Below are 7,055 nucleotides of genomic sequence, written 5' to 3' on the forward strand. Positions count from 1 at the left end.
CTATAATCGAGAGTGCTTGCGCCGTTTCCGCAAAGATATTGTCAATCCAAGAAAGCTACAAACTTGATGAGAACCACGACCCCACAAGAGAGATGCCCCATGACGCTACATTTTGAAAACACCGAAACAAACCTGATCCAAGCGAACCAAGAGTTGGCTCGAACTCTCGATGGAAAGCAACTCTGGAGTAGGTTTAGGCGTTTTCGAGTGATTGCGGGAGGCTGCTTGGGGTTGATGGTTTGGACAAGCTTGGTTATGGGGCGGATGCCTGCCCCCCAATCTCTGTTCTGGCTTGCGGCCTTGATCGGGGGTGGCTGTGTTCTATTCAGAATCCTGGATTCAGTAGTACGTTCCAGAGATATTCGAGTGAGCATTCGCCGTGCCATCCGCCTTCGTGAGGGTAAGGGGATTCTCGGAGAGTACAGTTACGAGCTTACACAGGATGGCTTGGTCACACGTTCCACGCTGGGTACAGAGACTTGCTTCTGGTCAGCAGTAGAATCTATAGTAGAAACGCCTGGATACATCTTCTTACGCACTTCGAAGTTAGATTACTTGTTGATTCCAAAACACGCATTCAGCAGCCCCCAGCACCAAGCCGAATTTTTAGCCCAGGTAGAGAGTTTCCGCCTAGGACAAAATGCACCACCAACTCCTCTAAAGTCAGCTTGGTATCAGAGTAAAGATCAAACCTGACAATCAGGTTGGTATCGGAACCTCTACCATCCTCTTCAAACCTCGCTGTGTCCTGAAATTAAAGTTTACGAACGCAAACGAGAGTTTGGCAAACGCTCCCCGGGAGAGCCTCCAACAATGGCATCTCATTTTTAGGAGCCGGGCAACGTTTCCGAACTCGTCCCTGACCGTCGTTTCGCAAAGGGTGACATGACTCAAGGACGAAAAGAGAAGTGTTTGCCTCTGTAAGTCTTCTCCCCAGTTCCTGCTGGTTGTTTCGTCGGCCTCTACACGACTCCCAGAACGCTTCGGGAAAACTATCCGGGTGTTCCAAACTTGGCGTTGAGCGCCTCGGTGATCACGGCGGTGATGCTGGTGTCGTGCCGCTTGGCCTCGGCTACCCAGTGCATCCTGAGGCGCTTAGGCACCCGGATCGATAGGTTCACCATCTCCTCAACTACCTTACCAGGAGCCTCGTTCTGTAATCTGGTATTCTGGCTATCTGGCAGCGAGGCAATCGCTGCTACTTCCGGCTCCTGCTCGGCTGCCTCCGACTCTCGCGCTTTCTGGATAATATCCGCGTATCGTGGCCGGTTCGTATCGTTTGGCTTGTTCATAGCTCGTCCCTTCCCTTCCTATTCGCTCTCCAAGAGAGTGAGGATCTCTTTGCCGAGACTCTCGAAGTCGCCCCATGCCGCCTTCTGCCTTGGATCGTCGAGCGTCTCCACGGTGGTGCCAGCCAGTGCCGACTTGGGGAAGCCCACAGTGCGGCGGATCATGGCATCGAAGGCCTCGATACCCGCCTGGCGCAGCTCTCCCTGCATGATCTCCCCCTCGCGGCTGGGGTGGGGCGGCACGATGGTCAGCAGCGCCCGGTACTTGGCTCCAGGAAGCGCTCTGCAGGTCTCCAGCATGGGCTGAAGACTCAGCACGTCGGGTGCGGTGGGGAGCACGATCAGGTCGCAGCCCTTGGCCAGCTCCTTGAGGTCGTCGGAGTCAGGGCGAGCTGGCGTGTCGATGACGATAAAGTCCGCGCCCGCGACAGCTTTCATGGCTTGGCGCTGGTCCACGACCTCGAAGGGGAGGGAACCGCGCTCCGCCCAGGCGACGGACGTTCGGTTGGGGTCACCGTCTACGAGAACGGTCTTGCCCTTCTTGCTGAAGAACGCGGCGAGGTGAACGGCGACGGTGCTCTTTCCGACGCCCCCCTTGTAGCCCGTGATGGTAATGATTTTCATGCTTGCCTATCCTTCCCTCAGAGCCCTCGTTCTGGCTACAGCTCCTTCTGGGGCGATTCTACGCGAGCTGCCCCGAAAAAGCTCTGCTCCCAGCGCCGCGTGCTCGGCACAACCTTGAGGCCGTATCCGGGGTAATTTCGTGGCTTTAGTATACCATATAACCAGAATGCCAGACTGGTATGCCAGATTTACAGACCAGATAGCCAGAAAGCCATGCCAGAATACCAGATAAAATAGAACCTAAAGACACTGATTTTTCTAAGACTGTCTGATCTAGGACAGTCTGTCCTGTTACCGGATGCCCCATTTTGGCCGTTTCTACTGTCTTCTGGGTGTAGCGATTCCCTTTCCGGGAGCTACTGCCCCTAGAATCGCCTTCTGGAGGCTTCTAGGGGCAAATCGCTAAAATCGGAGAGCCAGGCAGCGTCGGGGCGATTTTCCAAGTGGGGAGATGGTCGTTTCTAGTTACCGATAACACCTGCTTATCGGTAGCTAGAAGGAAGGATAGGCAAGGGTGGCGAACTTACGTTTATGGAGAACGGAAACGACGAGAACGCGAGCTTTGGAGTGCCGCGGGGCGAGCTCGTGCCCTTCGTCGAGACCGCTGGAGAGCTGGCTGAAATCGCCAAGCTGACGCAGGAGGCGCGGGACTACATCCAGGACGCCAAGGCAAAGAACACCATCCGAGCCTACACCAGTGACTGGAAGGACTTTACCGACTGGTGCAAGCTCCAGAGACGGGAATCGCTCCCGGCGAGCTCGGAGACCGTGGCGCTTTATATTACGCACCTGGCGCGAGGGCTCAAGACAAGCACCATCCAGCGCAGGATCTCCAGCATTTCCCAGGCTCACGCCGCAGCGGGCTACGACGACAGCCCCACGAAGACCGCCATCGTTCGCGCCACTTGGCAGGGAATCCGTAGAAGTAAGGGAGTCGCTGCCCAAGGCAAGGCTCCCGTGCTTATGCCAGACCTACGCGCCATGATGGAGCACCTCCCCAAGGAAGTCGTTGATGTTAAAAAGGCAGCCAAAGAGACCAAAACCCAAGAGGGGGCTTCCTTAGCGTACAGTGCTCCCGAAAAACTAAAGTTGCCCCAAGATGAAAAAGAGCCCGAGGAGGCTGGAGAAAACGAGGAGCCGCGAGATCGCCTGATCGCCTGCCGGGATAGGGCGCTCTTGCTGCTGGGCTTTGCGGGGGCGATGCGAAGGAGCGAGCTGGTGGGCCTCGATGTCGCTGATGTGGTCGAGGCCGCTGATGGTCTGGTCGTCACCATACGGCGCTCCAAGACCGATCAAGAAGGGCAAGGACGCAAGATAGGCATTCCCTACGGCTCCAAGCTGGCAACCTGCCCCGTGCGCTCCCTGAGAGCTTGGAAGGTAAGAGCGAAGATCACGGAGGGGCCGCTCTTTAGGCAGGTCAATCGGCATGGCAAGGTTCTGGAGGGGCGACTGGGTGACCGGACGGTAGCTCTGGTCGTGAAGCGTGCAGTGGCGGCGACGGGAGTGGATGCGGCAAGCTACGCGGGGCACTCGCTTCGGGCGGGCTTGGCAACAGCGGCGGCGATGGCGGGGGTCTCCGAGCGCGTGATCCAGGGGCAGACGGGCCACAAGAGCCTGCCGATCCTGCGACGCTACATCCGAGAGGGATCGCTCTTTAGAGAAAATGCAGCAGCGGAAGTCGGGCTGTAGGACTCAAGTTGGCAAAGGGGCAATGTCAGTTGAAGGCGCTCCCCCATCTGTATTCGCTTTTGTCTCGCGTGAAAAGTTACCGGGACGGGAGATAATTACCACATCATCAATACCTGGCATGCTGCGGACACTTTGGCTCAAAGTTGCATGATGCTGAACGCGACATGAATCATCCCATATAAAAGCGATTACCCGTCTGTTGGTTCCGCTATTCTTTTTCCTATACAATGTGGCATCAGCGGCTAATTCTTCAGTGATTTTTGAAAAAGGATCACCTTTGCGTACAAACTTAGCTTCAATTATTAAATCTAATGAAGGAATAAATAAGTCGAGTCGAGGGTGTTTATGTCCGGTAGATTCGATACATTCTTCTTCCAGAAGATCTGGGAAAATAGGTCTGAGTACCGTGTATAGTAAGTTCTGAACATGATATTCGTTTTCAATATCCCATTTAATAGGTGTTCGACTTCCTTTGAAATCATCCTCCCAAGTCCATCTTTTTAATGCTGGCTCAATATTTTTTAATGCTTCAATCACCTGCAGCCAGTCTGGATCGGTCAAAGAAATAATGGGACGTTGTTTATTTGTGATTGTGTAGTGGTCTGGTACTAGAGCGTTGCGCTGGCGAAGTCTTTCCGCGAGTTCAAGGGCCAGATTCCGCCAAAGTGTTGAATGCTTTTTGGCAAGCTTAGAAAATGCGGGCTCAGAGATAACTGCTGCAATCGTAGGCTCTAGGGCGATGATGGATGCGCTGCGATGAGCTGGAGGATGAATGAGAGACATCTCGCCGATATGCTCTGCTTTTGTTGCACATCGAGTATTTACCTCTACGCCATTAACTCGAACAGAGACCTTTCCTTTTAGGAGAAAAATGATGTCATCATCGTCAGCGCCTTGCTCCATGAGCGTCGCACCTGGTGCATAGTCATGGAGCACAGCGACATCAGCAAGCTGAGGAGCAATATGCCCAATGCCCCGCAAGACAGAAGAGTTCCCCAATACCTGAATAAGGCGACGATGTCCTTCGTAGCCCTCGTAATAGGATTTATCTACAGTTGAGCCGTTTTCACGAATCAAAACAGAGTTTCTTAAAGTCCTCGTTTTGAACGGTAGGGTGCCGAAAAACTGGGCTTTCGCAATGATTCGCGAAAACGGCTCAGTTATTCTCATAATGCCACCCCTGCGTCTTTTATTCCTTGCATGAGCCACTGACGATGTGAGGGCTTAATTGATCTAGCAATATTCTCGACCGTATGAAGATGGCACCGCTTGAACTTTCTGGTTGATCCACAGGGACATGCCTTGTTTCGCAATCGTCCATGCCCGCCCTTGGTCATGGGGAGTAGTTGAAAAAGGAGTGCCACATTGCCTCCTACGAGATCCAGCGCGTACTGAAAATAGCCCACGACCCCATGACCGCGCTCACCGCCCGGCCAGCGCCGCTCTGACACTGGCATCGAGTCATAGACGATTTGTCGGTCAAAAAAGACAACGACTCCATCCAAGAAGTTTTTCAGGCTTTGTTGTTGGTCAGTAAGCCACGTAGACTCCTCGTCAATCCAGAGACAGCAACGCCCAGTGCAGTAAAAGTGGCGGTCTGCGATATGGGGGAAATGATGCCCTGTCTCATAAACGAGCGGCTCTTGATCCGGATAGGCTCTCGGGAACTCTAGGCGAATCTGAATGCGAGTTGGTGTGCCACAGGGAGAGACATGAACAATCTCCCCCTCAAGATAGCAGCGCCGCTTGTGTACATCCGTCCGAAAAGTAAGCCCTGGGTAAGACTCGGCAATGGCAAGCTGATCGCTAGCTAATCGTTTCCCGCCGTCTTTTAGATACCACGGCTCGGCCTTTCTCGGAACTGGTACACAGTATCTCATACTAGGCTCCGTAGGACTTCGGAGGAGTGATTGGGCGGGCGTTTGCCGCCTCCGAAGCCTTTACGACTGCAACTCCGGCACCAGCAGATACAACCGCGAGAGCACACCCTCCGTTGTAGGAAGCTGCTTTCTCGGCGTTCGTTACCTTGTCCGTAGTAAGACCAGAAGCTACATAGCAACCTTTAGATTTGTCCCATGAAAAGTGCTTTTTTAGGCGCTCTGGAAGCTCATCTAGAACTGCTTTAGTTATGCCAATATCTCCGCCATCGCATTTTTCTTCTTTGCTCGCTGCGGTCTCTACAGGTTTTCCGAGACAGATACGGTCACGGTGAGCACGCTCACCAAGTTTGGTCACCAAAGTTGTGTCCATATCTACTCCCGCTGCCATCTTGAGGCTGGAAATACCGGTTAGGCAGTCTTGGAGTGTTTTATCCATGGAGGACTGTAGCGCCACTGCGGCATCTACCGCAGTGGCGGCAATATCACTGTTTGTATTCTCGGGCAGATGAAAGATAGCTTGAACACGATCTCCCTGGAACTGGACACGTACACCTTCAAAGTCTTCAGTGACTACGCGAGCCATCTCATTTCGGATGACATGGAAGTTTTTCAGACACTCTTTCTTTTTGGTATCGGTCGTTGCATCGTCAATGTATTTGGTAAAGCCCGTCACATCGCCAAAAACCGAGGCGGCTTGGACGCGCTTGTTATTTTTGATTCCAAGCTCATCAATGTCAATAAGAGTTGTAGCGGAGCTATATTTGATATCAGTGATCTTAAACAGATCGAGGTCCGCATCGAGGCGCTTCTGACTCTTGTCCCTATCCCAAGCAATGTCATACTCTTTTAGTAACGCATCAAGATCCGATTGGGACACAGCCTTAACTTGATAGAGATCATCTTCCCCAGAAACCTCATTGCATACGTCTTTCAGGTTCTTTGGGAGCTTATCGTAGACCCGCTTGGTGAGACGGAGCTGCCCGTGATCGTTGATGATCTTTGCCGCATAGTTTGCCGGGGCACCAAGAAACAAGAGCTCACGGTCGCCATTTTTACCATTCTTTGTGCCGATGGCATTCCCTATATCAGAGCCGCCTGCAATCTCAAAATTATCGTAGTCTTTGAACGTCGGATTAAAGACGCTTTTTACAAAGTCTTTGAGTACCAGTTGAAGTAAGATTGCTTTAGTGGCAATCTTACCACCGTCATCTATTGGGCGATAGAAGAGCGTATGAACCTTGGCTCCCTGAAAATGAATGCGAACCCCGCCAAAGATATCCTCGACAATGTGGCCCACCTCACGCTGGTAGATATGCACCATCCGGATGAAGCCCTTGTACTTGTCCTCATCGTTAATTTCTTCGGAGGCGAGCTTCGCAAAGTTCGAGACATGCACATACGTGTGCGCTCCATAAATCTCTCGGCAGTTTGTGGGGGTCAGGAGCGTCTGTAGATCCGCTTCTTTCTTGAGTTTCTCAATCGTAATCTCACCGAGACCATCTCGGTACTTCTCTATCCGCTTCTTGCTTGTGTCATATTTCCAGGCCATAGTCTCTTCCTTTTCTACTTTTAC

General features: G+C 52.6%; 7 protein-coding genes. 2 read left to right on the forward strand and 5 right to left on the reverse strand.

Going from position 1 to position 7,055, the window contains the following annotated elements; translation table 11 throughout:
• Positions 1-264 precede the first annotated feature (264 nt).
• Entirely contained in the window at positions 265-696 is a 432-nt protein-coding gene (locus RMO15_RS33195; RefSeq protein WP_369016086.1) for a YcxB family protein, read from the forward strand.
• Between the two features lie 296 nt (positions 697-992).
• On the opposite strand, the gene RMO15_RS06825 is transcribed toward RMO15_RS33195, so the two are convergent.
• A complete protein-coding gene (locus tag RMO15_RS06825; RefSeq protein WP_309709648.1) occupies positions 993-1,292 on the reverse strand; it encodes a hypothetical protein in 300 nt (99 codons plus the stop codon).
• 18 nt (positions 1,293-1,310) lie between these two features.
• Entirely contained in the window at positions 1,311-1,913 is a 603-nt protein-coding gene (locus RMO15_RS06830) for a ParA family protein (protein ID WP_309709651.1), read from the reverse strand.
• Between the two features lie 531 nt (positions 1,914-2,444).
• On the opposite strand from RMO15_RS06830, the gene RMO15_RS06835 reads away from it, so the two are divergent.
• Entirely contained in the window at positions 2,445-3,602 is a 1,158-nt protein-coding gene (locus RMO15_RS06835; protein WP_309709653.1) for a tyrosine-type recombinase/integrase, read from the forward strand.
• Positions 3,603-3,605: 3 nt separating this feature from the next.
• On the opposite strand, the gene RMO15_RS06840 is transcribed toward RMO15_RS06835, so the two are convergent.
• The 3 genes from RMO15_RS06840 to RMO15_RS06845 all read right to left on the reverse strand — a co-directional run.
• Entirely contained in the window at positions 3,606-4,772 is a 1,167-nt protein-coding gene (locus tag RMO15_RS06840; RefSeq protein ID WP_309709656.1) for a cyclic nucleotide-binding domain-containing protein, read from the reverse strand.
• Positions 4,769-5,059: an SEC-C metal-binding domain-containing protein gene (locus RMO15_RS33200; protein WP_369016087.1), complete on the reverse strand. Its 291-nt coding sequence runs from the start codon at positions 5,057-5,059 to the stop codon at positions 4,769-4,771. Before RMO15_RS33200 ends, RMO15_RS06840 begins: the two co-directional genes overlap by 4 nt.
• Positions 5,060-5,483: 424 nt before the next feature.
• On the reverse strand, positions 5,484-7,055 hold a 1,572-nt coding region (locus tag RMO15_RS06845), incomplete at its 5' end, for a hypothetical protein (RefSeq protein ID WP_309709659.1).

The sequence above is a fragment of the Armatimonas sp. genome (assembly GCF_031410135.1).
In the GTDB taxonomy this organism is placed as follows: domain Bacteria; phylum Armatimonadota; class Armatimonadia; order Armatimonadales; family Armatimonadaceae; genus Armatimonas.

Bases quoted from the DNA above. Each gene is read 5' to 3' on its own strand.
- RMO15_RS06840 (WP_309709656.1), bottom strand. From the start codon at position 4,772: ATGAGAATAACTGAGCCGTTTTCGCGAATCATTGCGAAAGCCCAGTTT.
- RMO15_RS33195 (WP_369016086.1), top strand. From the start codon at position 265: ATGCCTGCCCCCCAATCTCTGTTCTGGCTTGCGGCCTTGATCGGGGGT.
- RMO15_RS33200 (WP_369016087.1), bottom strand. From the start codon at position 5,059: ATGCCAGTGTCAGAGCGGCGCTGGCCGGGCGGTGAGCGCGGTCATGGG.
- RMO15_RS06835 (WP_309709653.1), top strand. From the start codon at position 2,445: ATGGAGAACGGAAACGACGAGAACGCGAGCTTTGGAGTGCCGCGGGGC.
- RMO15_RS06830 (WP_309709651.1), bottom strand. From the start codon at position 1,913: ATGAAAATCATTACCATCACGGGCTACAAGGGGGGCGTCGGAAAGAGC.
- RMO15_RS06825 (WP_309709648.1), bottom strand. From the start codon at position 1,292: ATGAACAAGCCAAACGATACGAACCGGCCACGATACGCGGATATTATC.